The 25,828-nt window shown below is 36.1% G+C and carries 24 protein-coding genes; 16 read left to right on the forward strand and 8 right to left on the reverse strand.

The window, feature by feature from the left end; translation table 11 throughout:
- Positions 1 to 61: 61 nt before the first annotated feature.
- Genes FLA105534_RS02245 through FLA105534_RS02255 form a run of 3 tightly spaced genes read right to left on the reverse strand, consistent with a single transcriptional unit; the run spans position 62 to position 1,278 of the window.
- Positions 62 to 364 carry a hypothetical protein gene (locus FLA105534_RS02245; protein ID WP_173964423.1) on the reverse strand — a complete coding sequence of 101 codons (303 nt, stop codon included), beginning with the start codon at positions 362 to 364 and terminating at the stop codon, positions 62 to 64.
- A 1-nt stretch (position 365) separates the two neighbouring features.
- On the reverse strand, positions 366 to 593 hold the full coding sequence (locus FLA105534_RS02250; protein ID WP_173964424.1) for a hypothetical protein: 228 nt from the start codon (positions 591 to 593) through the stop codon (positions 366 to 368).
- A 28-nt stretch (positions 594 to 621) separates the two neighbouring features.
- Positions 622 to 1,278 (reverse strand): hypothetical protein, encoded by a 657-nt coding sequence (locus FLA105534_RS02255; RefSeq protein ID WP_173964425.1) that lies wholly within the window; start codon positions 1,276 to 1,278, stop codon positions 622 to 624.
- 540 nt (positions 1,279 to 1,818) lie between these two features.
- On the opposite strand from FLA105534_RS02255, the gene FLA105534_RS02260 reads away from it, so the two are divergent.
- Complete coding sequence (locus FLA105534_RS02260; RefSeq protein ID WP_173964426.1) at positions 1,819 to 2,082, forward strand: hypothetical protein; 264 nt, start codon at positions 1,819 to 1,821, stop codon at positions 2,080 to 2,082.
- Between the two features lie 64 nt (positions 2,083 to 2,146).
- On the opposite strand, the gene FLA105534_RS02265 is transcribed toward FLA105534_RS02260, so the two are convergent.
- Entirely contained in the window at positions 2,147 to 3,592 is a 1,446-nt protein-coding gene (locus FLA105534_RS02265) for a site-specific integrase (protein WP_173964427.1), read from the reverse strand.
- Positions 3,593 to 3,976: 384 nt separating this feature from the next.
- Here FLA105534_RS02265 and FLA105534_RS02270 point away from each other — a divergent pair, with 384 nt between their 5' ends.
- The 13 genes from FLA105534_RS02270 to FLA105534_RS02330 all read left to right on the forward strand — a co-directional run bounded on the left by FLA105534_RS02270 (position 3,977) and on the right by FLA105534_RS02330 (position 18,551).
- Positions 3,977 to 5,506 (forward strand): bifunctional GNAT family N-acetyltransferase/carbon-nitrogen hydrolase family protein, encoded by a 1,530-nt coding sequence (locus FLA105534_RS02270; protein ID WP_173964428.1) that lies wholly within the window; start codon positions 3,977 to 3,979, stop codon positions 5,504 to 5,506.
- Positions 5,503 to 5,850 carry a hypothetical protein gene (locus tag FLA105534_RS02275; RefSeq protein WP_173964429.1) on the forward strand — a complete coding sequence of 116 codons (348 nt, stop codon included), beginning with the start codon at positions 5,503 to 5,505 and terminating at the stop codon, positions 5,848 to 5,850. Before FLA105534_RS02270 ends, FLA105534_RS02275 begins: the two co-directional genes overlap by 4 nt.
- 12 nt (positions 5,851 to 5,862) lie before the next feature.
- Complete coding sequence (locus FLA105534_RS02280; RefSeq protein WP_173964430.1) at positions 5,863 to 8,268, forward strand: M28 family peptidase; 2,406 nt, start codon at positions 5,863 to 5,865, stop codon at positions 8,266 to 8,268.
- Positions 8,269 to 8,279: 11 nt separating this feature from the next.
- Positions 8,280 to 8,699, forward strand: a complete 420-nt coding sequence (locus FLA105534_RS02285) for an SRPBCC family protein (RefSeq protein ID WP_173964431.1) — start codon at positions 8,280 to 8,282, stop codon at positions 8,697 to 8,699.
- A 226-nt stretch (positions 8,700 to 8,925) separates the two neighbouring features.
- A complete protein-coding gene (locus tag FLA105534_RS02290) occupies positions 8,926 to 9,750 on the forward strand; it encodes an NAD(P)H-binding protein (protein ID WP_173964432.1) in 825 nt (274 codons plus the stop codon).
- 65 nt (positions 9,751 to 9,815) lie between these two features.
- On the forward strand, positions 9,816 to 11,702 hold the full coding sequence (locus FLA105534_RS02295; RefSeq protein ID WP_173964433.1) for a DUF2207 domain-containing protein: 1,887 nt from the start codon (positions 9,816 to 9,818) through the stop codon (positions 11,700 to 11,702).
- Positions 11,703 to 11,800: 98 nt separating this feature from the next.
- Positions 11,801 to 12,277, forward strand: coding sequence for a methylated-DNA--[protein]-cysteine S-methyltransferase (locus tag FLA105534_RS02300; RefSeq protein ID WP_173964434.1), 477 nt, complete (start codon positions 11,801 to 11,803; stop codon positions 12,275 to 12,277).
- A 176-nt stretch (positions 12,278 to 12,453) separates the two neighbouring features.
- Positions 12,454 to 13,167 carry a 3'-5' exonuclease gene (locus FLA105534_RS02305; RefSeq protein ID WP_173964435.1) on the forward strand — a complete coding sequence of 238 codons (714 nt, stop codon included), beginning with the start codon at positions 12,454 to 12,456 and terminating at the stop codon, positions 13,165 to 13,167.
- A gap of 11 nt (positions 13,168 to 13,178) precedes the next feature.
- Positions 13,179 to 14,252, forward strand: coding sequence for a winged helix DNA-binding domain-containing protein (locus FLA105534_RS02310; RefSeq protein WP_173964436.1), 1,074 nt, complete (start codon positions 13,179 to 13,181; stop codon positions 14,250 to 14,252).
- 110 nt (positions 14,253 to 14,362) lie between these two features.
- Positions 14,363 to 15,802: a nucleoside recognition domain-containing protein gene (locus tag FLA105534_RS02315; RefSeq protein WP_173964437.1), complete on the forward strand. Its 1,440-nt coding sequence runs from the start codon at positions 14,363 to 14,365 to the stop codon at positions 15,800 to 15,802.
- 42 nt (positions 15,803 to 15,844) lie between these two features.
- On the forward strand, positions 15,845 to 16,120 hold the full coding sequence (locus FLA105534_RS02320; protein WP_173964438.1) for a hypothetical protein: 276 nt from the start codon (positions 15,845 to 15,847) through the stop codon (positions 16,118 to 16,120).
- 20 nt (positions 16,121 to 16,140) lie between these two features.
- The gene (locus FLA105534_RS02325; protein WP_173964439.1) at positions 16,141 to 16,875 is read left to right on the forward strand and encodes a hypothetical protein; all 735 of its coding nucleotides are present in this window, start codon (positions 16,141 to 16,143) and stop codon (positions 16,873 to 16,875) included.
- A gap of 71 nt (positions 16,876 to 16,946) precedes the next feature.
- Positions 16,947 to 18,551, forward strand: a complete 1,605-nt coding sequence (locus FLA105534_RS02330; protein WP_173964440.1) for a fumarate hydratase — start codon at positions 16,947 to 16,949, stop codon at positions 18,549 to 18,551.
- A 111-nt stretch (positions 18,552 to 18,662) separates the two neighbouring features.
- Here the strand turns inward: FLA105534_RS02330 and FLA105534_RS02335 are convergent, their stop codons facing one another.
- Positions 18,663 to 19,160, reverse strand: a complete 498-nt coding sequence (locus tag FLA105534_RS02335; protein ID WP_173964441.1) for a PAS domain-containing protein — start codon at positions 19,158 to 19,160, stop codon at positions 18,663 to 18,665.
- 99 nt (positions 19,161 to 19,259) lie between these two features.
- A complete protein-coding gene (gene dinB, locus FLA105534_RS02340; RefSeq protein ID WP_173964442.1) occupies positions 19,260 to 20,342 on the reverse strand; it encodes a DNA polymerase IV in 1,083 nt (360 codons plus the stop codon).
- A 236-nt stretch (positions 20,343 to 20,578) separates the two neighbouring features.
- On the opposite strand from dinB, the gene FLA105534_RS02345 reads away from it, so the two are divergent.
- Positions 20,579 to 21,313: a metallophosphoesterase family protein gene (locus tag FLA105534_RS02345; RefSeq protein ID WP_173964443.1), complete on the forward strand. Its 735-nt coding sequence runs from the start codon at positions 20,579 to 20,581 to the stop codon at positions 21,311 to 21,313.
- 50 nt (positions 21,314 to 21,363) lie between these two features.
- On the forward strand, positions 21,364 to 21,894 hold the full coding sequence (locus FLA105534_RS02350; RefSeq protein ID WP_173964444.1) for a DUF6646 family protein: 531 nt from the start codon (positions 21,364 to 21,366) through the stop codon (positions 21,892 to 21,894).
- Between the two features lie 129 nt (positions 21,895 to 22,023).
- Here FLA105534_RS02350 and FLA105534_RS02355 read toward each other — a convergent pair whose 3' ends face one another.
- Complete coding sequence (locus FLA105534_RS02355; protein ID WP_173964445.1) at positions 22,024 to 22,911, reverse strand: SAM hydrolase/SAM-dependent halogenase family protein; 888 nt, start codon at positions 22,909 to 22,911, stop codon at positions 22,024 to 22,026.
- A 135-nt stretch (positions 22,912 to 23,046) separates the two neighbouring features.
- Positions 23,047 to 25,821 (reverse strand): M4 family metallopeptidase, encoded by a 2,775-nt coding sequence (locus tag FLA105534_RS02360; protein WP_173964446.1) that lies wholly within the window; start codon positions 25,819 to 25,821, stop codon positions 23,047 to 23,049.
- Positions 25,822 to 25,828 lie beyond the last annotated feature (7 nt).

Consider the following 25,828-nt stretch of genomic DNA (forward strand, 5'->3'; position numbering starts at 1 on the left):
GTATGAAAAAAAAACAATTTCACACCATGTGAACGTTCGTTTATATGGTGTGAAATTTATTTTATTTTAACTCTTGCCTAATATGACTAACAAATCCGTTTAGCTTACCATCATTTTTCACTAGTATTTTTTTAATTTGTCTTTCGGCATCCTCTCCACCTTTAAAGATTAAATCTATCAATTCTTTTTTAGTTAGTACCATGATTGAATCACGACCCGTTACCGATTCCGACAACCGAATAGCTTTATCTACTCGGTTATTTTTCGGCTCGTAATTCTCTTTAATAATTTCTTTTACTCTGTCGCTATCGGTGTCTAACCCTGTGCGTTGCTTGAAGCCATGCTTCCATGTTGATTGTTCCATTTTAAATGTATTTAGTTGGATAGATTATTGGCTGTCCTTTTTCATTATGCGTTATGTTTTTTCTTTTCCATTCTAACGTCTTATCTCTCATTTCCTGTTCCCATTTTACTCGCTCGGCTGTTTTATTCTTTGCGTCATTTTCAACGTCTTCAATCATGTATTCTAATTCCTGTCTATGGCGTTGTAGTTCGGCATAGTCTGTAATCCATTGTGGCAATTCTTTTTCCATTTTATTTTTTTACTTTAGTGTTTTTATGTTATTTTATATAAGTTCCCGTGTACCCTGATAGCTTTAGTGAGTAAGCTAATCCACCCATTCCAATGTCTTGTAAATAAGGACTTATGGCAACCGTATGAATGTCATGTATTCTATAGTTATCAATTTGCTCTTGCAAAATCTGAGTGATTTCTTGCTTTTGGATAGGGCTATATTTTGCGTTCGTTACTGCGTGTATGTGATAGTTAATATCATAATCTTTTTCACTTGCGTAAGGTTTGTCTTTATGATAGTTTGTATTGGTCTCTATACCGTATATAAAAAACGTTGGGTCGTGTTCTGCGGTGTAGTTAGTTTGGTAATAATCGAAAACATCTCTTACTATGTCTTTAACCTTAATTAAACTCGTTATTTGCCTTGGTGCAATCGTTAGGAACGTGCGTAGCTCTTTTTCTTTTATGAGATTTCTAAGCACTACCTCATCGACTCTTTTAAATCCGTCAAACTCAACAAAGTGCTTAGCGTATTTTCGTTCCGTAATCTCTTTGATTAATGAGGTATCGATGAGCCACTTTTGACCCGTAAATATCATCTTATTTGTTTGCTCGTAAATTGGCTTAAGCCTTGCTAAATTACTTTCTAATTTTCTTTTTGAGATATGATACTTTTGGCTTATCTCATCTAATGTCAACATCATGTTTTTTCATGTTTAGTCTTTATGTTATTATGGTGTATAGCACTTATTTGATATATCAATCTGAATAGCGAGAGACAATCTCGCTTTAAATCACATAAGTGACTGTACATACAATAAATACGAAGATTTTTAAAAAAGGAAAGGCTAAACGTAAAAAAAATTTGCGGAGTGAGACCACTTTAAACAGCAAAGCCCCGAAAAGACTAATAAACTGGGCTTTGTGACATGAAAAAAAATTTACGCTCGACATCCAAATCAAGTAATAATGAAAGAATAATACTACTTTCTATTGGTATAGGTCTATTAGGGTGTCAACGTAGCTTAATAGTAGCTGGGTGCGTGTGCATTTTAACGCATCCGTTACCCTCTTTAATTTCTCCTTTTTCTCCTTAGAGATACGCATGTTTATGACATGATTTTTATCGTTAGTGTGTTTCATTTTAGTATTGTTGTTTTCTCCTAAATTATTATAATAATAAATATAACGTATGTATGAAATAAATCAATACCTTTGTAAAAAATAATTTTAAAACTTCAATTATGGATACGATAGAAAAAACTGAAAAAGTTTTTGCCGTTGCTGTTAAAATTACAAGTGAAGAGAATGCTACTACCATAGCTAGACTTAAAAAGAATAATCTTTATCAAGTACTCAATTCTTTAAACGATGAAGCATTAATAAAGTTAGCCAATGCCATCCAAAAATTACAAGATGGTAGAGTAGAGAATGAGAAAAAAAGTCTCATACAAAAACTAAAAGCTATCGGTGTAAGCGAAGAGGAAATAAAAAAGCTTTATAAATAAAATATAAAAAGGGTATCGTTAATTGATACCCTTTTATATTTTAAATGACTGTCTAACTGATATATCAAAATTTATATAATTCGTTATGCTCAATATGCTTATTTACTGAATTAAAAAAACGTATTGCTCTCATTATATCAGTACTTTTTTTGTAAGCATCCGTTGTGCCAAATTCTTTGCTATCTGGGTGTGTAACTAACTTAGATATTGAGGTATCAACACCCAATTCAAAAAGATTTGTCACGAACCCCTTTCTAGTTGCATGTGAGCTTACAATTTTAGCAACGCTTAAATCTGTTATAACTAAACCGTCTTTATAATAGTGCTTGGAAACTGGAACACCATAAGTAATGCCAGCCTCTACATATAAATCTTTTATTTGCTTATTAATTGTAGCGTTATTAACGCTAAAATTTAATACTCCACCATGACGAACAAGTATTTCTTTTGCTGGTGCAAATAATGGTGTAAAACAACTAGTGTTTGTCTTTGACTGTATAGTATGTACGTAGTCGAATCTTATGTTATTCTTGGCATAGGTTTTTATAGGTTCTCCTATCAATTCAAGTACTGACTGCATTCGCATACCAGTTAATGAACTAAACACAATATAATCCTTTGCTTTTTGCAATCTATCACTTGTCGGTTGGTGTCGATAAATCGTTAGCAAATCACTATTATTAACATCATATTGCCTACTAGATTTTTGCGTTTTAAGTATTAGTCTCTTATTATTTTCGTAAGATAAACTAACACTTATTCCTTCCTTTACAGCATCATAACATACTTGTCTTAGTTCATGTTGGTAGTTGATTATTGTATTTGTAGCTATACCATGTACATTGGTGACTTTTTTCTTTTCTCCCTCTTCCAATTCTACGATAATAGTACCCCTAACAATGGCATCCATTACATCCCAAAAATCCCAATACAATTCCTTTAAATTATTGAACGTTATACTTGTCAGTCGTGCCTTATCATAGTTCCTTACGGCTACAAACAAACTATGCAGGTTCTCGATAGTATTTTCTTTTTTTGCATCGGGCATACCAGTACCAATAATGCTATTATAGTACTCTAATCGCTTAGCTATATAACTAGCCAAAGTTACGTCCTCTACTACCCCATTTTTACGCTCCGTTATAAGTTCCAAACGCTCTTTAAATTGGTTCTTGGTAGGTCTTATTCCAGCATTCCTAAAATGCTTAATAGTGGCATTTATGCTTGCGTCAAAGTCCTCAATAGCCTTAGACAGGTCTCCAGTAAATCGTTTATTCCTTTCGATGGTTGTAGGATTATAGATAAAATTTGTTTTGCCTCGCTTGGTCTGTGGTGTTCCGAAGTGTTCGGGCATTACGTAAGTGTTGAGGCTATACTGGAATTTTGAGTATTTGGTCACTCCGTCTGTCTTTGTAACAAACTTATTGCTCACTTCTGCATAAACTAGCTCCATTAGTTTACGTTGCTCCATTGTTTTCGTACTGGCTTTTAAGAAGTACCTAGTTTTCATCCTTTTTCTGGTTTGGAGCAAATATACGTTTTTAAAATAATAGTCGCTAAAAAGGTCGCTAAAATACGTTACATAACGATACATTTCGGCACTAATTGAAACAAAGTGTTTTATTGGGTGTCTCTGTAATGTCCATGTTTAGTGGAGATTTGTTTATTTTTCAACCATTGACAAATTATACAACTGCACTATGTTTTTCAATGCATTCATGGCGTATAATATTTAAATGTTAGTATAAATGAATTCGTTCATCAAATTCAACAAGGCAAAGATGCGATCAACCTCAGCAATTATCCGGTTAACAACTATTTACTTTCGGTTGTAACTATTTGTAAGCGTTTGTAAGTGGAAATTATTTTGTATATTTGAGAGAAACCTTACGATATGCAGACAAAAATCAATAAAGTCGAATTGCGGAATTTGGAATTCGATGACTATAAGCAGCTAAAAGATTCTATGGTAGAATCATATCCCGAAATGGCAGATTCTTACTGGAAAGAGGACGATATTAAAAGACTACTTTCTATTTTTCCCGAAGGACAGCTCGTTATACTGGCAGATGGAAAAGTCGTAGGATCGGCATTATCGTTAATTGTTGACGAAAAACTAATTGACAAAAGACACAACTACAGACAGGCAACAGGAAACCATACTTTTTCTACCCATAATAAAAATGCTGAGATTCTGTATGGAATTGATGTTTTTATTCACCCCAATTACAGGGGTTTGCGTTTAGGCCGACGTTTGTATGACGCGCGAAAAGAACTTTGCGAGCAGTTAAATCTAAAAGCTATTGTTTTTGCCGGCAGGATTCCAAACTATGCCCAGCATTCTAAAAAGCTCACTCCAAAAAATTATATCGACAAAGTAAAACACAAAGAATTACACGATCCGGTACTTTCTTTTCAGTTAAGCAATGATTTTCACGTACTTCGAATTATGAAAAACTACCTCGAAGGTGACGAAGAATCAAAAGAATTTGCGGTTCTTTTAGAATGGAACAATGTGTATTACGATGAAAGTCCAAAACTAATCAACCTCGAAAAAAGTGTCATTCGTCTGGGACTGATTCAATGGCAAATGCGTCCGCTCAACAATATAGAAGAGTTTTTTGAGCAAGCAGAATTTTTTATTGACGTAGTTTCAGGTTACGGAAGTGATTTTGCACTGTTTCCTGAACTTTTTATAGCGCCTTTGATGGCTGATTACAATCATTTATCCGAAGCCGAAGCCATTCGCGAACTGGCCCGATATTCTGACCCTATCAGAAAGCGTTTTCAGGAATTCGCCATCTCATACAACATCAATATCATTACCGGAAGTATGCCTTATTTAGACAATGGCAATCTGTACAATGTTGGTTTTCTATGCAAGAGAGACGGAACTTCGGAAATCTATACTAAAATCCACGTAACACCAAATGAAGTACAGCATTGGGGAATGAAAGGCGGTTCTCAATTTAAGACCTTTGACACCGATTGCGGGAAAATCGGTATTCTGATTTGCTACGACGTCGAGTTTCCGGAACTTTCAAGAATTATGGCTAACGAAGGAATGAATATTTTATTTGTTCCGTTTTTGACCGATACTCAAAATGCATACACCAGAGTAAAACATTGCTCGCAGGCTCGTGCCATCGAAAACGAATGTTATGTAGCAATTGCCGGTTGTGTGGGTAACCTGCCTAAAGTAAATAATATGGACATTCAATATGCTCAAGCATCTGTTTTTACCCCTTCTGATTTTGCTTTTCCAAGCAACGGAATCAAAGCCGAAGCAACACCAAATACAGAAATGACACTTATTGTTGATGTCGATCTGAACCTGTTAAAACAACTTCACGAACATGGAAGTGTACGCACGTTGAAAGACCGAAGAACAGATTTGTACGAAGTTAAAAAGATAGATTCATGAAAACATGCCTTGAATGCTCTGAAAAAATTGTAGGCAGGGAAGACAAAAAGTTCTGCTCCGATAGCTGTCGAAATGCCTACAACAATAAAATAAACAAAGACAGTACAAATTTCATGCGTAATGTGAACAATAAATTACGGAAAAATTACCGAATTTTGAGCGAACTAAACACTGAAGGCAAATCTAAAGCAACGAGAGATAAAATGATAAACAAAGGTTTTGATTTCGATTTCTTTACCAATATCTTGCAGACCAAAACAGGAAATACCTACTATTTTCTGTATGACCAGGGATATCGCTCTTTGGACAATGATTATTTTATGCTTGTTAAGAAAGAAATATAGTACGTATTTACCATGAAAAAAAACCAGACCTCAATTCTAGCCGTAATTTGCATTCTTGCCATTCTTGGCATTATATACGCCACAATGATGCCGCAGTTAATTTCTAAAGGAGACGAAGCCCTTGCCGAATTTTCGACGGACAGAGCTTTAAATCAAGTTAAGATTATTGCTCAAAAACCGCATTATGTAGGTTCACTCAATCACGAATTGGTGGCCAATTATCTTAAACTTGAACTCAATCGAATTGGATTGGAAACCAGTGTTCAGGAAGGCTTTACGTTAAATGACAAAGGGCTTCTGGTAAAATCAAAAAATATTCTTGCTCGTATAAAAGGCACCAACAATACAAAAGCACTTTTACTGCTCTCCCATTACGACAGCGCGCCGCATTCTTTTTCAAAAGGCGCAAGTGACGACGCTTCCGGTGTTGCTACTATTTTGGAGGGAATCCGTGCTTTTTTATATGCCAAGCAACCCCATAAAAATGATATTATCATTCTTTTTTCTGATGCTGAAGAATTAGGTTTAAACGGCGCGGCACTTTTTGTAAACAGCCATCCATGGGCAAAAGACGTAGGTTTAGTTCTTAATTTTGAAGCCAGAGGGTCGTCTGGGCCGAGTTATATGCTAATGGAAACCAACAAAGGAAATGAAGCCCTTGTAAAAGAATTTTCGAATGCAAAAACTACTTATCCTGTTTCTAATTCGCTAATGTACAGCATCTACAAAATGCTTCCAAACGATACTGATTTGACGGTTTTCAGAGAACAAGGAAACATTCAGGGATTCAACTTTGCTTTTATCGATGGTCATTTCAATTACCACACACAACAAGATGATGTGCAACACCTAAGTAAAACCACCTTGGCACATCAGGGAACTTATCTGATGCCTTTGTTAAAATACTTTTCCAATGCCGATTTAAATGCTACAACTTCAACAGAAGATAATGTTTACTTCAGCGCTCCGTTCTCTTTCATCAGTTATCCTTTTTCATGGGTACTGCCCATGACGATTATTGCGTTGGGATTACTGATTCTTTTCATTTTTATTGGAAAAGCCAAACGTGTCATCACTTTCAGAGAAATATTCAAAGGATTTGTTCCGTTGTTGGGATCTATCGTTATAGCGGGTCTGGTAACCTTTTTGGGATGGAAAATTGTTTTGCAAATCTATCCGCAATATTCTGATCTTCTAAATGGGTTCACGTACAATGGTCATGCCTATATTGGTGCCTTTGTGACGCTAAGTATTGCCATTTCATTTGCCTTTTACCACCATTTCTCGGAAGCTAAAATCACCATGAACCATTTTGTAGCACCGTTGCTACTCTGGATCATTATTAATGCATTTATAGCAAACAGCCTAACCGGAGCAGGTTTTCTGATTATCCCAGTATACTTCGGTATTCTCTTATTCGGAGTTTTTGTTCTTACCCAGCATTATAGTTTGGGACTCAACCTCTTGTTTAGTATTCCGGCATTTGTTATCATAGCACCATTTATTGTGATGTTTCCAATTGGTCTTGGATTAAAAATCCTTTTTGGAAGTGCTATACTTACCGTGTTACTTTTCAGTCTGGTATTACCCATATTTGGTCCGTTTGCTAAAAAAGGAATCTGGACGATGTTCTTCTTTGCTGTTTCAATTGGCTTTTTTGTGTATGCAGGATATCACTCAGATTATGAACCCGGAAAAGCAAAATCAAACAGTTTATTATACGTTTATAATGCCAATACTAATTCGGCCACATGGGCAACTTACGATGTCAATTTAGACGATTGGACCAAGTCTTATTTAGGGCAAACAAATCAAAAAGCCGTTGGTTTAAACACATTACCAATAGCCAGTAAATACAATTCAGGTTTTACCTATAGTGCAATTGCTCCTGTTGTAGCTGTTCCAAATCCAACAATTGCATTCTTAAAAGACAGCGTGGTTGGTAATAACAGATATTTAAAAGTAAAAATCACTCCAAACAGAAAGGTAAATCGTTACGATATTTATGCCAATCCAAAAATGACTTTTTTCAATTTCAAAGCCAATGGTGTTGCAACTTCGGGACAAAAAGGAAATCGTCTGGAGCGTGATGGCATGAAAATATTATGCTACTATGTTGTAGGTAATGAGCCTCTTGTGATGGAATTTTACATCAACAAATCATCCGTTCTTGACATGGACTTGATTGAAAGTTCGTTTGATCTAATGACAAATCCACTGCTTAAGGTAAAACCGAGAAGCGACTGGATGATGCCAACACCTTTCGTCTTAAATGATGCTGTACTTATTCAGCAAAAAATAAAAAGATATACGGCACCGGCAACTGTTCCTGCCCCTGCAACAATAGTGAAAGACAGCACTGCTATAAAAAAGGACAGCTTAAAACCTCTTGCAAAGCCAATCGTTAAACCACAATAAAACTACTTATTATGGCAACAAATATTTCTACAATTCTGCTAAATGCTTCACTAGAAAAAGTCTGGAATACCTTGACTCAGCCTGAACTGGTCAAACAATGGCAATACGGCAGCGATTTAATTACTGATTGGAAAATTGGTAACGAAATCAGATTTAGAAATGAATGGGAAGGGCAGGTTTTTGAGCAATGGGGAACGGTTCTGGAAGTTATTCCGAATCAGAAAATCAAATATTCTTTATTCTTTCCAAGGCCGGAACTAGAAGATAAACCAGAGAATTACTTCATCATGAGCTACATTCTCTCTGAAGAAAATCATAAAATAAAACTCGAAATTGTTCAGGAAGATAATCGTCCCGGAGCGGCTCAGGAAAAACCTCAGGACGAACAAAATCCAATTTTACAAGGATTAAAAACTTTAATCGAATCATAAAAATAATAAAGGCAAACTTTCTGTAAAGTTTGCCTTTATTATTTAACAGGTGTATTCCATTTTCAAACCTTTTTTTATACCGTTTCTTCCCTCAGTAGCATAACCATCAAATTCTACTTCAAAATGGCCGTAAAATGTAAAGACACAAAGAAAAAGATTCCAGGAAATTCTAATTTTAATTCTTTGTCGAGATGAAACTCTGTACCTTAGCGACTTTAAACGAAACATGGAACAAATCAGTATTTTAGGATGTGGCTGGCTGGGATTGCCTCTCGCGGAAAAGCTAATTGAAAAAGGACATTCGGTAAAAGGATCAACGACTTCTGAAAGTAAACTTCCTATTTTAGAAGCATCAGGAATAAAGGCTTTCCTCGTTGCGATTGAAAGTGAGAGTATTTCAAACAGTATAACTAATTTCTTAGCAGAAAGTGAAATTCTGATTATTGATATTCCACCCAAATTAAGAGAGAAAAACCTCAATCTTACGACTTCATCTGGATTAACATTTGTTCGAAAAATTGAAAACTTAATCCCATTTATAGAACAATCAACCGTAAAAAAGGTACTCTTTGTAAGTTCAACTGCAGTTTACGGAAATGACAACGGAACGATCACAGAAGAGACTTTCCCAAATCCGGAAACCGAAAGCGGCAAACAATTACTTCTGGCAGAAGCTTTACTACAGAAAAACCAAAACTTTACAACCACAATACTGCGTTTTGGCGGTTTGATTGGAGAAGATCGTCATCCGGTAAAATTTCTCGCCGGAAAAGAAAATCTTGAGAATCCGGATGCTCCCGTAAATCTAATTCATCAAAACGACTGTATCAAAATCATTGAAGAGATCATAAATCAGTCAAAATGGAAAGAGGTTTTTAATGCTGTTGCGCCTTTTCACCCTACAAGACAAGAATATTACAGTCAGAAAGCGAGAGAGCAAAATCTTGTTGTACCCAAATTCAGTACACAACAATCAAACATTAAAAAAGTAATTTCAGGCAAAAAAATCGAAACTTATTTAAATTATCATTTTGAACTAGACCTTTATTAACCCATAATAAATTACTTGGTTTAAAAACAAAATTCTTATTTTCACTTCGCAAAATAACTTCTTTCATGGTAATACGTTTCAGGTTTATATTCACTTTCAGTATCTTATTACTTTCATTATCTCAATGTTTTAGTCAAACGGATTCTACAACTACCTATCAGCAGGAACAAACCGAAAAAATAAAACAATTCCATGCGGATATTTTAATTAAGGAAAACGGAAATCTCATTGTAACTGAAACAATTAAAGTCTATGCTGCAGGCTTACAAATAGATCATGGCATTTTTAGAGAATTGCCGTTGACAAATAGTTCGTCAAAAGTTCCATTCAATAATTTTTATACGATTTTGAATGTAACCAAAAATGGAAGAATTGAACCATATCACACTAAATCTAATCTACAAAATTTTAAAATTTACATTGGTACTAAAGATTCGTTTCTTCCAAAAGGAGTTTACACTTATCAATTAACTTATGAAGTTGAATCTCAAATTCATTCCTATTCTGATTTTGATGAAGTTTATTGGAATGTCACTGGTAACTATTGGGTTTTCGACATTGATAATGTTACCGCAAGAGTAATTCTGCCAAAAGGGGCAAATGCAATTCAGACACATTGTTACACAGGAATTTTAGGCTCTAAAGCAAATAATTGCAATGCTAAAATTGTTGGAAATTCGGTTTATTTTACTTCTAAAAATTTAAAAGCCGAGGAAGGATTTACTGTTGCAGTGGGGTTCCCAAAAGGAATTGTGCATCAACCATTTTTCTTGGCTCACTTTAAAATGGAAGAATTTTTATCTGTCGAAAAACTAGCTATTGCATTATTAGCAATCTTTGTCTGCTTTGGATTCTACTTTTACTCCTGGAAAAAGTATGGAGAAGATCCTTTACCTGCGAATGAAAATAATGAGTTCGAAGATCTAAAGAAACACTATTCTCCTTCCTCTATAAAATATTTAAAAGAAAGATATACAAATACAAAAACGCTCTTAGTTTCTATTTTTAGCCTCTCTATTAAAGGCGCAATCGAGATCAACGGCAACGGAAAACAAAATTGGGCGGATGGATTTGAATACTTTTTGAAAAAAGGGACAAAAACAAATCATCTGGCTCCCGAAGAAAATGCTGTTTTAGAATCTTTATTTAAAGAAAACAATACTCTTGCCATAAATTCTAAAGTCTATAAAATCTTTAAAGAAGCCCAATCAGAACTTCAAAAATCTCTTGAAATTCGATACAATACTAAAGATTATTTTCGAGCCAATGTAAAACAAATTCTACTTGGTTTCTCTCTTACAATTGCGGTCCTTTTAGGCTATTGTTACATTGCAAAAGGAACAATATTTGGAGAAGCAATATTTGGTTTTATATTTTTAATACTTACGGTATTGTTAATAAAAGTTATTGTCAAATCATTTATAAGAGGTGACTTTGTGATTGCGTTGCCGTGTTTGTTTGTATTGATTTTCCCAATGCTTGCAACTTATACGCTTCTTATTGCAAATACTGCGGATAAAAGTTATTCGGCGTTAAATGCATTGGTATTACTGGTCATCATTTCCGGATTTACAATTTATTTAAATTTAATTAGAGCTTACACCAAATTGGGAATTAAAACCAAATCTCAAATTGAAAAATTCAAGCAGCAGTTACTAAAATATCCTGTAGAACAAAATGCCGATACTATACGTATTTATGAAGAAAATCTTCCCTATGCTTTTGCTTTAGATATTGATAAAGAGTGGAACCTAAAATTTACAGATGCATTAAAAGAATTAAATTACACCAGTAACTGGATAACAACCAGCGATGGATCTTCGGGCTTTTCTTACCGAACATTGGTTCATTTTAGTAAAACTTATACCACCTCATCGTCATCAAGCAGTGGAAGTTCTGGTGGTGGAAGCTCTGGTGGAGGTGGTGGAGGCGGTGGCGGAGGCGGCTGGTAAAACGCACAAAACTTAAATTTACCTCTATATCTTTTATCGTTCAAACCAAAAACTTTACGAACTTTGCGTAAGCCCTTACCCTTTTACGGTTAAAAACTATGGAAACAGCATATATCAACTCACCATTAGGAATCACCAAAATCGTTGGAGATGATGATGGTATTGCTGTAATCTCAGTTTCAGATGTCGGAACAAATGAGGTTTCTCCAACTATTCCCGACGTTTTACAAGCTGCTGTTTTACAGCTTCAGGAGTATTTTGAGGGTAGAAGAACCGATTTCGATTTAAAACTAAATCCTAAAGGAACTGACTTCCAGCAAAAAGTATGGAAATCACTGTTGGAAATTCCATTCGGAAAAACCGTCAGCTACATGGATCAAACCAAGAAACTGGGTGATGTAAAAGCGATTCGTGCTGTTGCATCCGCAAATGGCAAAAATCCGTTGTGGATTGTGGTTCCCTGTCACCGTGTTATTGGCACCAATGGTTCTTTAACAGGTTATGCAGGTGGTTTGTCACGCAAGAAATGGCTACTTGAACATGAAAATCCTAGCACACAGCAAAGTTTGTTTTAATCGCTTTTTGATAAACTTAAATAGACGTTACTTTATTTTGGTACGTCGTATTTAAACAAAAATGGATCACAAAAAAACGACATCACAACTTTTAAAACATAAGCTATTTCTTATTTTTAAAATCATTTATGTATTTTTATAAATCTAAATGTCTAAAAAGCTAAGACGTCACAATAATGATTGAAAAAATAAATCTTAACAATATCCTTTTCCTCGATATCGAAACCGTACCCGAAGAGGAAAATTTTAATTTGCTTGACGCAGAAATGCAATCCCTTTGGGACCATAAGACTCAATACCAACGCAAAGAAGAGTTTACTCCCGAAGAGTTTTATGAACGTGCGGGAATCTGGGCTGAATTTGGCAAGATTGTCTGTATTTCGGTTGGTTATTTTACCATCAAAGGAGATATCAGAAATTTTAGAGTAACTTCTTTCTTTGGAGATGAAAAAAAAATCCTTCGTGATTTCAATAATCTGATCAACAATCATTTCAATAAACCGCAACACCTATTATGCGGACACAATGCTAAAGAATTTGACATTCCGTTTATTGCGCGACGTATGATTATCAACCAGATTGCAATTCCGGATAAACTCAATTTATTTGGAAAAAAACCTTGGGAAATACCACATTTAGATACTTTAGAATTATGGAAATTTGGGGACTATAAGCACTTTACTTCTTTAAAACTACTAACTAAAATCCTGGGAATTCCTTCTCCAAAAGGCGATATCGACGGCAGTCAGGTCGCACATGTTTTTTATATAGAGAAAGACATCGACCGCATTGTAACCTATTGTGAAAAAGACACCATTGCTGTAGCTCAAATTTTCCTGCGTTTGCGTCGGGAAGATCTCTTAATTGATGATGAAATTATTCATGTGTAATTCTGCTTTAAATGACGTATTCAAAAATAGCACAACTCCGACTTATTTCTCAAAAACTTCATAAGACGGTTGACAGCTCACCAAAAGAAATTGTAAAGCACTTAGGCGCAATGCAGGCTCAGGACTATGCGATGGCAAAATGGGCAGTTGGCTCCCGTTGCGATGCTTCAGAAAAAGAAATCGAAGAAGCCGTTAATTCAGCACAAATTATCCGAACTCATATCTTACGACCAACCTGGCACTTTGTTGCTGCCGATGATATTTACTGGATGCTGGACGTTTCCGGACCACAAGTTAAACGTATTGTAGCTTCCTACGTTAAAAAATTGGGCTACGACGTCAAAAAATTGGATCAGATTAATGCCGCTATCGAAAAAATACTGGCAGGAAACAATCATCTTACACGTGAAGAAATCATGCAGGAACTTAATATCACCAAGACTTCCGGCCATGATCATTTATCCGGCCCTATTATGATGTATGCTGAGCTTGATAGTTTAGTCTGTAACGGAAAAATGAAAGGAAAACAACAGACCTATGCCTTACTCGAAGAAAGAGTTCCAAAACCACAAACCAAACTAACAGCAGAAGAAGGTTTGGCGAAACTAGCGCTTCATTACTTTGAAAGCCATGGCCCCGCTACCTTACTTGATTTTTCCTGGTGGTCGGGTTTCTCTCCTACGAGCTGCAAAAAAACCATTAATGCAATTGAATTGCAATTAAACTCCATAACCGTTGACAATCAGATCTATTGGTTTAAAAATGACTTCGCTACTGAAGATAACTTCCGCGAAAGCGTACATTTTTTACCGGCATTTGATGAAATTTTAATTTCGTACAAAACCCGTGAAGCTTCCATTCTACCCGAACATCAGTCGAAAGCTTTTACGAACAATGGCATTTTCAAACCCATAATTATGGAAAACAGTAAAGTTATCGGGACTTGGAAACGTACCATTAAAAAAGAGCACACCAAAATAGAAACCCAGTTTTTTAATGAAACTGAAGATCACAAAAAAGCAGTGTTGTTTGAAGGTATAAAATCTTTTGAAAATTATTTGGGAACCAAAATTCTAATCGAATAATTCCAATTTTCACAAAACCGATTCTGTTTCTATCAAATACTTATCGTTTCCTCTTTAAAATCTTTGCGCGTTTTATGGTTAAATAATTACATTTACAAAAAAATATAATTATGGTATTGAGCAGATTTTGGTTAGCTATTTTTGTGTCTTCAATTTTATTTGTGGTAGTGAGCTTGTTTACTGGAAACAGTTACACTCTCGATTTTATTTTGAACGGACAAAAGGACGATCCAATTCTGGTATCTGAAAAATATCTGGAACAAATTCCGGCTTTTGTAAGAGACAGCATCGATTTAAAAGAAGATAAAACTATGATTGTAAACAAGGACTTAACAAATCCTGATACCACTTATGTTTACAAAAACAAAACCGTAAAAATTTACAGCGGTGTACAAAAATCAGACGGTTTGTTACCAACCTGCAAAAGTACCCTGATCGACATCATCATTCCATTAATTGCCTACCTGGCCTTTTTCTGTGGGTTAATGGAGCTTTTAATTATTTCGGGAGCTTCCGAAAAACTAGCCAGATTCCTAAGTCCGATGTTTACCAAAGTATTCCCTACCGTTCCCAAGAATCATCCTTCGATATCGTACATGACCTTAAACTTTGCCGCTAACTTTCTTGGTTTAGATTCGGCCGCCACTCCATTTGGACTGAAAGCAATGGAGAGTTTACAAGAGCTGAATGTCGAAAAAGACAAAGCAAGTGATGCCCAAATTATGTTTATGTGTCTGCATGCTTCGGGATTAACCCTAATTCCAACCTCAATTATAGGATATCGTGCCGCAGCAAATGCAGCTAATCCGGCAGATGTTATGCTTCCTTGTATCATCACTTCGTTGATCGGAACCATTGCAGCATTCCTAATTGTTGGAATCAGACAAAAAATAAACTTCAAAAGCGCTTCATTAGTACTCGCCTTAATGGCCATTATTGCCGCCATTATAGGACTATTGTTCTACGTGAATCATTTAGATTTAATCGGAAAAAACTATTTCACTTCGAATCTTTCGGGATTGATGCTAGTTGGTATTATTGGTATCACATTGATTTTCTCCTTCATTCATGAGAAAAAATTTACTGCACAAGACACTACAATGTTTGATACTTTCGTCGTTGGCGCAAACAATGGTCTGAAAACCGGAGTTAAAATTTTCCCTTACGTTCTTGGAATGTTGGTTGCCATCTCTCTTTTTAGAAATAGCGGACTGTTTGAAATTATTAGTAACGGAATCGGTTTTATCTTTAGCAGCATTGGAGTAAGTTCTGAAATCATAAATGCATTGCCAGTTGCATTACTTAGACCTTTCAGTTCAGGAGGCTCCAGAGGTTTTTTACTGGATTCGATGAGCACCTTCGGAGCAGATTCACTAACAGGTCGTTTAAGCAGTATTTTCCAATGTAGTGCCGAAACTACATTTTACGTGATTGCCGTTTACTTTGGATCGGTAAACATTAAAAACACCCGATATGCGCTTACGACAATGTTATTGGTTGATTTTATTTGTGTGATTGCCGCGATTTTTGTAGCCAGCTGGTTTTTTTAATATGACCACAATTGCATAATTCATAAAAAAAGAAAATTTTCAATGATTTCAGAAGATTTCATTTCACTCATTATTATGCTCCTTTTAAGTTTTATTTTTCATTACTTTCAAAAGATTTGTGAGCGCGATTATACCAAAGCAAAGGAAGATTTCTATCTTTTGATAAAAGAGAATAAAAAGTATTCTGAATGGGATTACAACTATAAAAAATCCAAAATGGATATCGATAACACGAGAAAATGGGTGTTGTTTTTGTTCAAATTGCTTTCTTTTATGGTCTCAATTCACGGTCTAACAATGCTATTAATTAATTCATAATTTTTCAAAGTTTCTTAGCCATGAAGCCACAATACCTTTTTCTTTTATCGCTTTTAATCGCCTGTCAAAAACCAAAACCCGTTTCTCAGATTCAAACGGACAAAACAAATTCAGAAAAAAAATCTGCTCTCCTTGTTTCTAAAGAAAACTTCTTAAAAACGGATACCCTTTTGGTTTATACCGATGGTGAAACTTCAAAAGATCATTATATACTAGCGCATCTATTAGATCGAAAAATGGATAAAGACAGTACTGTCACGGGAAAATACCAACTTGATTTTTATTCTAATAAAACCAAAACTGCCGATACAAAACTTAGTATTAAAGGAATTGACGAAGGATCAGAATGGAGTGTTATTTACGGACTGGGTCAGGAAAGCATCCAAAATTCTCCTTTTATACAAATTCGTTTTGGATATCCAGCTTGTGGTTATACGCAAAACAACTATTTGTATTACTTAAAAAACAACAGGTTACAATTGGTTCATGAATGGTACAGCATGTCTGACAGTGGCTGGGGCGGATCGGTTGAATTCGTAGATCCTTCTCCAAAAACGGAGCCGGATTCCTTATACTGCAGAACAGTTTTCTTTGAACCCGATGACAATGATGAGAATATGGGAACCGTTAAATACTGCGATTCACTGGTTTTTCGTTTCATTGGAAATCAATGGAAAAAGCAGCGGCTTAGCAAAGAAGGCCAAACCTATCTTGAGAAAAAAATGAGTTTTGATGATTTCCACAATCAAAAGTAAAGGAGTAAAAACAAGCCTTATTCAAATTCTTTCTTAGGTAAATAATTTCTAACTTTGTAAAAAACAAAGCAATGATTGATTTTATATACCAGGACCCTTATCCTATTTTAAAGGATGATACACAATACCGCAAAATCACCTCTGATTTTGTAAAAGTAGAGCAATTTGGACAACGTGAAGTTTTAACCGTTGACCCAAAAGGATTAGAATTATTGGCTGAAGAAGCCCTTACAGATGTTTCGTTCATGTTGCGAACCACACATTTGCAAAAACTAAGAAACATTCTTGACGATCCCGAAGCGACAGATAATGATCGTTTTGTAGCTTACAATTTGTTACAAAATGCATCGGTTGCTGCCGAAGGTCAGTTACCAAGCTGTCAGGATACCGGAACGGCTATCGTAATGGCTAAAAAAGGAGAAAGTATTTTTACAGGTGTTGATGATGCTGAATGGTTAAGCAGAGGGATTTTCAATACTTACCAAAAACGCAACCTGCGTTATTCTCAAATAGTACCGATTTCGATGTTTGAAGAAAAAAATTCAGGTTCGAATCTTCCGGCACAAATTGACATTTATGCTAAAAAAGGAACTTCATATGAGTTTTTATTTATGGCAAAAGGCGGTGGATCTGCTAATAAAACCTATTTATACCAACAAACAAAATCTTTACTGAATGATAAATCCATGGATGCTTTCATTCGCGCAAAAATTAAAGATTTAGGAACATCGGCTTGTCCTCCATATCACCTGGCTTTAGTAATTGGAGGAACTTCTGCGGAAGCGAATCTAAGTGCTGTTAAAAAAGCATCTGCCGGTTATTACGATAATCTGCCTACTTCCGGTAATATGGCCGGTCAGGCATTCCGTGATTTAGAATGGGAACAGCGTGTTCAGAAAATCTGTCAGGAGAGTGCTATTGGTGCTCAGTTTGGTGGAAAATATTTCACACATGATGTTCGTGTAATTCGTTTGCCTCGTCACGCTGCTTCCTGTCCGGTTGGATTGGGGGTTTCTTGTTCAGCAGACAGAAATATTAAAGGAAAAATAACAAAAGACGGAATTTTCGTAGAGCAATTAGAAGTAAACCCGAAACAATTTTTACCGGAAACCGCTCCACACTTAGAAGCGCCTGTTGAAATTGACCTGGATATGCCAATGGCTGATATTTTAGCTAAGTTGACACAATATCCAATTAAAACACGTTTAAAACTAAACGGAACTGTGATTGTAGCACGCGATATTGCACACGCAAAAATCATGGAATTACTGGAAGCCGGTAAACCAATGCCGGAATACTTTAAAAATCATCCGGTTTATTATGCCGGACCTGCAAAAACTCCGGAAGGAATGGCCTCAGGAAGTTTTGGACCAACAACTGCAGGACGTATGGACGTTTATGTAGATGAATTTCAAAAACATGGAGGCAGCATGATTATGTTAGCCAAAGGAAACCGCACCAAACAAGTGACAGATGCCTGTCAAAAATATGGCGGATTCTATTTGGGATCTATTGGTGGTCCTGCCGCTATTTTAGCACAGGATAACATTTTAAAAGTTGAAGTAGTCGATTTTGAAGAATTAGGAATGGAAGCGGTTCGTAAAATCACCGTTAAAGATTTCCCGGCTTTTATTATTACTGATGATAAAGGAAATGACTTTTTTGAAAATCTTTAGACTAAGATTCTAAGGTACTTAGGTTCTAAGTTTTCTTAAGCAATAAAAAAAACCGCCCAAAGGCGGTTTTTTTTATTGCTTAGCATTAGCACCTCTGAACCTTAGAACCTCTTAATCCAAATCTTCACTTTCAAAAGCAATGAAATGTGACAAGTATCCCTTTAAATTAAAAACAGGTCTTGCATTAATTTTACACTTATAGGTACGACCGTCTTTTCTATAATTTTCTATCGTTTTTTCAAAAGGAATTTGCTTTTGGATAGCCTCTTTAATTTCTTCAAGAACAACTTTAGAGGTACCGGGTCCCTGAAACATCTTGGGCGTTTTACCCAAAACTTCTTCTTCCTTGTAACCTGTCATTCTTCTAATTCCGTTTGAAGCAAAAATGATCTTCAGGTCTAAATCGGTAACGACAACAACTTCTTTCTTAATTCGTTCTTCGATTTCCAAATTATTAGTATTCCAGGTAAACTGACTCGAAATTTTATTAACTTTCTTTACATCTGCAAGAATAGCCTTTAATTCTTTCAAATGTTCACAATGAAAATCCCACGCCATAATAGGGACTGAATTACGATGAGAAACTTCTTTTGATTTATTAGTTTTCATTGCGAATGATTCAATATTAATGTACTCTTCCTCTCAAAGGTAGAGAGAAAATTCCTCACAAAATAACAAATTGTATAATTTAATTATTCTTTAATGTAATTAAAAGGAAAATTTAAGCTGGACAACTACAGCCTTCTTTTCTTCGGTATTTAAATTGTTCAGCGAAATACCCAATAATCGAACCGAATCTTTCATTCGTTCCTGATACAAAAGCTCCTCAACTGTCTCTAAAATCAAACTTTTATCCGAAATGAAGTATGGCAGTGTTTTACTTCTGGTTTGTTGCGTAAAATCGCTGTATTTGATTTTAAGCGTTACAGTCTTCCCGGATATATTATATTTTTTTAATCGCTTCTCTAAAGATGTCGCAATCTTTTCGAGTTGTTCCAACATAAAAATTTCGGACGATAAATTAACATCAAAGGTGTGCTCCGCAGCAACCGATTTAGTCACACGATACGCTTTTACCTCACTGTTATGAATTCCCCGAACCACATTGTAATAAAAGGTTCCCGATTTTCCAAAATGTTTCTCCAGAAACTCAACCTCTTTACTTTTAAGATCTGCTCCCGTAAAAATACCCAGTTGATACATTTTCTCGGTCGTCACTTTTCCAACACCATAGAATTTCCGGATAGGCAGTTCTTCCAAAAAACTTAAAACCTCATCGGGATTAACCGTTTTTTGTCCGTTTGGTTTGTTGACATCTGATGCAATCTTAGCGACAAATTTATTCACCGAAATTCCTGCCGAAGCTGTGAGTCCAACCTCATTCAAAATCCGCAGTCTGATTTCCTGTGCAAGCAGACTTGCACTTGGATTACCTTTTTTATTTTGCGTTACATCAAGGTAAGCTTCATCAAGAGAGAGAGGCTCAACCAGATCGGTATAATCATGAAATATTTTATGAATTTTACTTGAAATCTCTTTGTAACGGTCAAAACGAGGACGGACAAAGATAATTTCCGGACAATACTTTTTGGCCAAAACTCCGCTTATCGCACTTCGCACACCAAATTTTCTGGCTTCATAACTTGCCGCCGAAACGACACCTCTATTCTCTGATCCACCAACAGCGACGGGTTTTCCGCGTAAAGCCGGATTATCCATCTGCTCTACCGAAGCATAAAACGCATCCATGTCGATATGAATGATTTTTCGATATGTAGTGGTTTCGGACATGCTACAAATTTAAATAGGAAAGAGACACAAAGAGTCGAAAATAATCATAAAAAAACGCCCGAATAACTTCTAAAGTTCATCTCACTTTTCACTTTTCACATCTCTTCAAGTGATCCTCCGCTATATGACAGTTCTAGCTATCCTCTTTACAAATGATCTCCATTAAAGATTCTTAAGTTAATGGTCTCAAACGAATCATTTTCTTTATTTTTGTGATTCTACATTAAAGAATTAAAATGCGAACATTTGTTATAGGCGACATACACGGCGGTTTACTCGCACTTGAACAGGTGATGAAAAGAGCCCAAGTTACCACACAAGATACTCTTATATTTTTAGGCGATTATGTTGACGGATGGAGCCAATCTCCTCAAGTAATTGAATATTTAATGGACTTAAAGAGCAAACAAAACTGTGTTTGCATTAGAGGAAATCACGACGAACTACTTTTATCCTGGTTTAAAAACAAAACCGAAGATGTTGACGAAACCTTATGGTTCAAACACGGTGGAGAAGCAACTGTTCTGGCCTACGAAAAATTGAGCCCGGAAAAGAAGCAGCTCCACATTGCTTTTCTGGAATCGTTGGAAGATTATTACCTTGACGATCAAAACAGATTGTTTGTTCACGCAGGTTTCACCAATCTAAACGGAGTAAAACATGAGTTTTTTCCAAAATTATTCTATTGGGACAGAACACTTTGGGAAATGGCGCTGTCCTTAGATCCTAATTTAAAAAGCGATCACGCACTTTATCCTAAACGTTTTACGTTGTATAAGGAAATCTATATTGGGCATACTCCGGTTACCCGAATTGGAGAAACCATACCGGTTCAAAAAGCAAACGTCTGGAACGTCGATACCGGTGCTGCTTTTAAAGGTCCACTGACTATTTTGAATGTTGATACCAAAGAATTCTGGCAAAGCGAACCCTTAAACGAATTGTATTCTTCTGAAAAAGGCAGGAATTAATCCCTAAAAAAGCTATTTTTGCACTTTAAAAATAATTAAAATTTATATTTATGAAAAAGGTAATTACACTTTTGTTTTTAGTATCATTTGGATTCACGCAAGCACAACAGGCTTTTAAAGGAAAAGGAGATATTAGAGTAAATGTTGGTGCTAACATACAAGATGGTGGTTCCGGAATTCAGGGTTCAGTAGATTTTGGTCTTGGAGAAAACTTCTCTTTTGGCTTTGTAGCAAATTATTTATTAGGAGTAGATAACTTTAATGGTTTCTATCACAACAATCCAACTCCATATACCGATTTAAAACCGGATTTTAGCGACCGTTTTGATGCTAAAGCCAGAATTAATGCTAATTTGAGCAGTGTTATCGGTGTTGACCAATTGGATATTTACCCAGGTTTAAGTTTAGGACTTCATAACTTTGGTGGTCATGTTGGCGGTCGTTATTTCTTTACTGACGGATTTGGTGTTTTCACCGAAATTGGATTTCCTATCGCAAAATACGGAAGCAATAATGATGTATTTGATCATTTAAACAATCAGGTAACTTTTAGTTTAGGAGCTTCATTCAACTTGCAATAAGCCCTGAATATATTGAGTTCCAGATTTTACAGAAAGCTTACAGCTGATTACTATTTCTTATGAAATTCCCGGACAGCAAAATTTATAAAGTTAAAAACCGCCTAAGTTGGCGGTTTTTTTATTTGATCCTTATTTACTTAGCAGAATATTCCAATTTTCGCCGCTATAGACTTTATACTTTTCTGAGAAATTTCCTTGATTGACCGCCAATGAAAAATTTAAAAGACTATTAAAATAACAAACATCTGCGCCAATTGCAGCTTCCCCAAATGTATTTACTAACCTAAGTTTTCCTTCATATACTTTTTTAGCTCCATTAAAAACCTGAACCTTCACCATGTCTCCTGCTTTCAGATCTAAATTCGAGGCTGTTTTTTTATCGATATTCGTCCATACATTTCCATATTGAATATCTAAAACCGGAATACCTCCTTTGATGATTCCTTTTTCAAAAATTGATTTCTGGTAATCAATTTTAACAACTTCGTTGGGTAATTTAGGCCCTACTTCTTCAAAAGTAATGGTTTTAGAAGCTAAGCGTGCTCCCGTAAAAGCATACACATCACGACCATGAAACGTATAAGATTCGTTTGAATTCTGACGACGGTTTTTTTCCTCATCGATTTCACGAATTTCCTCAATCCCTAATTGTTCTGCAATTAAAGTCAGTGTTCCATTATCCGGAGTCACAAAGTAATGTCCCGACTTTGTCAACAAAACCACAGAATGTCTTGCGGTTCCTACTCCCGGATCACAAACAGATACGAATACGGTTCCTGTGGGATAATATTGTGCGGTTTGCGACAAGCGATAAGCGGCCTCCCAAATATTATATGCCGGAATTTCGTGGGTTAGATCAAATATTTTTAAATCTGTCGAAACTCCCATTGCCACACCTTTCATGGCAGATACGGCTCCGTCTTTCAATCCAAAATCTGATTGAAAAACTAATACATTATTCTGTGAAAAGCTCTTAAAAGCAATCACACACAAAAGAAGCAATACGCGTAATTTCATTTTTATCTTTTTAGATTATTGGATAAACAAACTTACGAAAACCAGTTTAAGCATAACATTCAGAAATTACACTTAGAACATCCATAAAAAAGCCCCGCAAAATTGCGGGGCTCTCAACCTTAAAATTACAATTTTTTATTTCTTAGCGAATTTCTTAACGATTCGTTTATTTCCGTTATTTAATTCGATTATGTAAAGTCCCGTTTTCAAAGTTCTTACATCAATTGGATTCGCAGAAAGCTCCCCAGCGCTAACTTGCTGCCCCAATGTATTTGTAATTCTAAACGTATATCCTGTATTGTCTGTTAGTGAAACATTTAATTCGTCGACAACCGGGTTTGGATACAATGCAAATCTTGAAGTTTCGTTAGTTTCAAGTAATCCGGCAGCAATTTCCTGATTTACAATAGCTCCTGAAGCAGTGATATTGATCGAATAATCTTCTACCTGTCCATAAGAAAACGTTTCACAAGAAGTTGGTATTCCGTTGTATTTCATAGAAACTCTCAGTCTTGTCGTTCCAAGTGTTGCCGTAGCAGGAATTGTAATGGTTCCCGTTGCTGTAGTTCCTGTAGATGTTGCTTTGGTCCAAACTGTTTCACCTGCATCTGCAAAATCACCATCCTGATTGTAATCGATAAAAACAGCATATCCTTCACTGTAAACAGTAGAAGTCCAAGTTGGAGTGATTGTTATGGTATAAGCTGTTCCTCTCGAAGCATTTGTAGAAATAGCAGTATAGTTTTCATATCCTGTTGTTCCTGTTGAAGTGTTATTGATTGTTCCGAATACCACTTTACCAATTCTCTCGTCTGCAGTACTATTCCCCTGGGAAGCACAATACGATACAGTTGCTGCGGTAGTCGTAACATTTACAACATTACTTGCCGCTGAAACATTTCCTGCTGCATCTTTGGCTTTTACACTAAAGCTATATGCAGTAAGTGCTGTTAAACCAGTAACGGTATAACTTGTTGTAGTAGAAGAACCTTTCAGCGTTGCTCCCTGGTAAATATCATATCCTGTAACGGCAACATTATCTGTTGAAGCGGTCCAGGTCAAGTTAGTTGTTGAACCCGTTGTACCGGAAGCCGCAAGACTTGTTGGAGCTGTTGGCGCAACAGTATCTGTAGAGCCTGTATAAGCAGCGCCAATTCCTACTGCATAAAATGCATTAGTTGTAGCGATAACTTCTGCCGAACCAGCACCATACAAATCAATCGCTGATTGTATCCCTGAAGTTCTTGCATTGGCGTAAGTCGAATTTGCGGTCAAATACACACTTTCTAAACGATATGCAATTTTTGCCGCTTTATCAATTGTGATACCTGTTACATTATAGGCGCTTCCAATATCATTTGTCCCTGTTTTACCAACAGACAAAATATAAAACCAGTGATTCAACACCCCTGAATTGGTATGAACACCGCAATAATCATTACTGCTTGTTGGTGTACAATTTGGATTAATCCAATACGTTCCGCCATAAGTGTCCGGCTGACCTTCAGAGTTTGGATCACTCATAGAGCGCAAAGCAAGGTGCCCTGATCTTCTTTCGATATCTTCACCAATTAACCAGATCGATTTTGTTGGCGCAGCTGCATTCTCAATACAAGCTCCCCAAATATCTGAAAACGCTTCATTCATCGCTCCGGATTCTTTTTGATAAGCTAAGTTTGCCGTATACGTACAAACGGCATGTCCTATTTCGTGTCCTGCAACATCAATTGCTGTTAAGATATCAAAATAAGTTCCGCTACCGTCCCCGTAAGTCATTACGCTACCGTTCCAATAGGCATTGTCATAGGCATTGCTGTAATGCACATAGCTTTTTATGATGGCACCCGCGTTATCATAGCTATTTCTGCCGTGAACTGTTGACCAGTAATCATATGTTTTTTCAGCTCCCCAATGTGCATCCAATGCACCATTGTCTTTATTGGTATTGTTAAACTCGGCAGCTGTCCAGTTGTTATCAACGTCTGTAAAATTTACAGCAGCAGTATAACTGGTTCCTTTTTTCATGTTGTAAGTGTTTATTCCTAAACCTCTTGTTGCATCGGCAAGTATATAAGATGCCCCGCTTAAAGTGGTTTGTATCACCTGTGTTCCGCTATAACGTGTCGCTGCATTTGCGGCAACAAAAGCTTTTTTGGCGTTAGCCTCTTCATTTTGACTGATTGCTTTTGCTTTAGCGGCTTTTACTTTACTCCCGTGGCTGTATTCGCCAAGATGTTTTATGGTAGCATTAAAAAACAAGACTTTTCCGGTTTCAGCATCGATGTAAAGATCACCACGGCTTACCGGATTGGTGGCATAAATATCAAATTTATAGGCCAATCTCACTTTATCTGATTTTCGGTTTTCACCCTGATCTTCCATTGCCGGCAATAAAACCAACTCGCCTTTTGGCTTTTCATAGTTCATTGCTGCAGCATCTGCCGGGGTCTCCCATAAATATTGCTTTGCTCCTGTGTAGGCAATCGCTCTATCAAAAGCAGCTTTACTGGATAATTTTGGGGTTGTTTTTACATTTTCAAGAGCATAAAATTCTCCGTTCATCGAAACTAATTTTCCGTCTTTTGAATGTAAGGTGTAGTTGGCAAATTCAACTTTAACACCTTGTTCGTACAACTGGAACTTTTCGTGTGTAAAACCCTCTCTGTCAGACTCTACTCTAACTTTCGAAAAAGACTGATTGTCTTTTAGCCCCAATTGCTCTCTAAAAACAGTATTGTAATCTGTTCCCTTGTACGTAGATTTATCACTAAAAGTGATTAAGCTAGGTTGTCCATTTTCCGATACACTTTTCTGACTTACCCGTTTGTCTGTATTTTGGGCAAATCCCGATACTGAAAATGTAAGAATAACAACGGCTGACGCCATAATTCCTGGTAATTTTTTGTTCATAATAATG

Origin of the sequence: Flavobacterium collinsii, assembly GCF_902804485.1 — a bacterium.
Classification (GTDB): domain Bacteria; phylum Bacteroidota; class Bacteroidia; order Flavobacteriales; family Flavobacteriaceae; genus Flavobacterium; species Flavobacterium collinsii.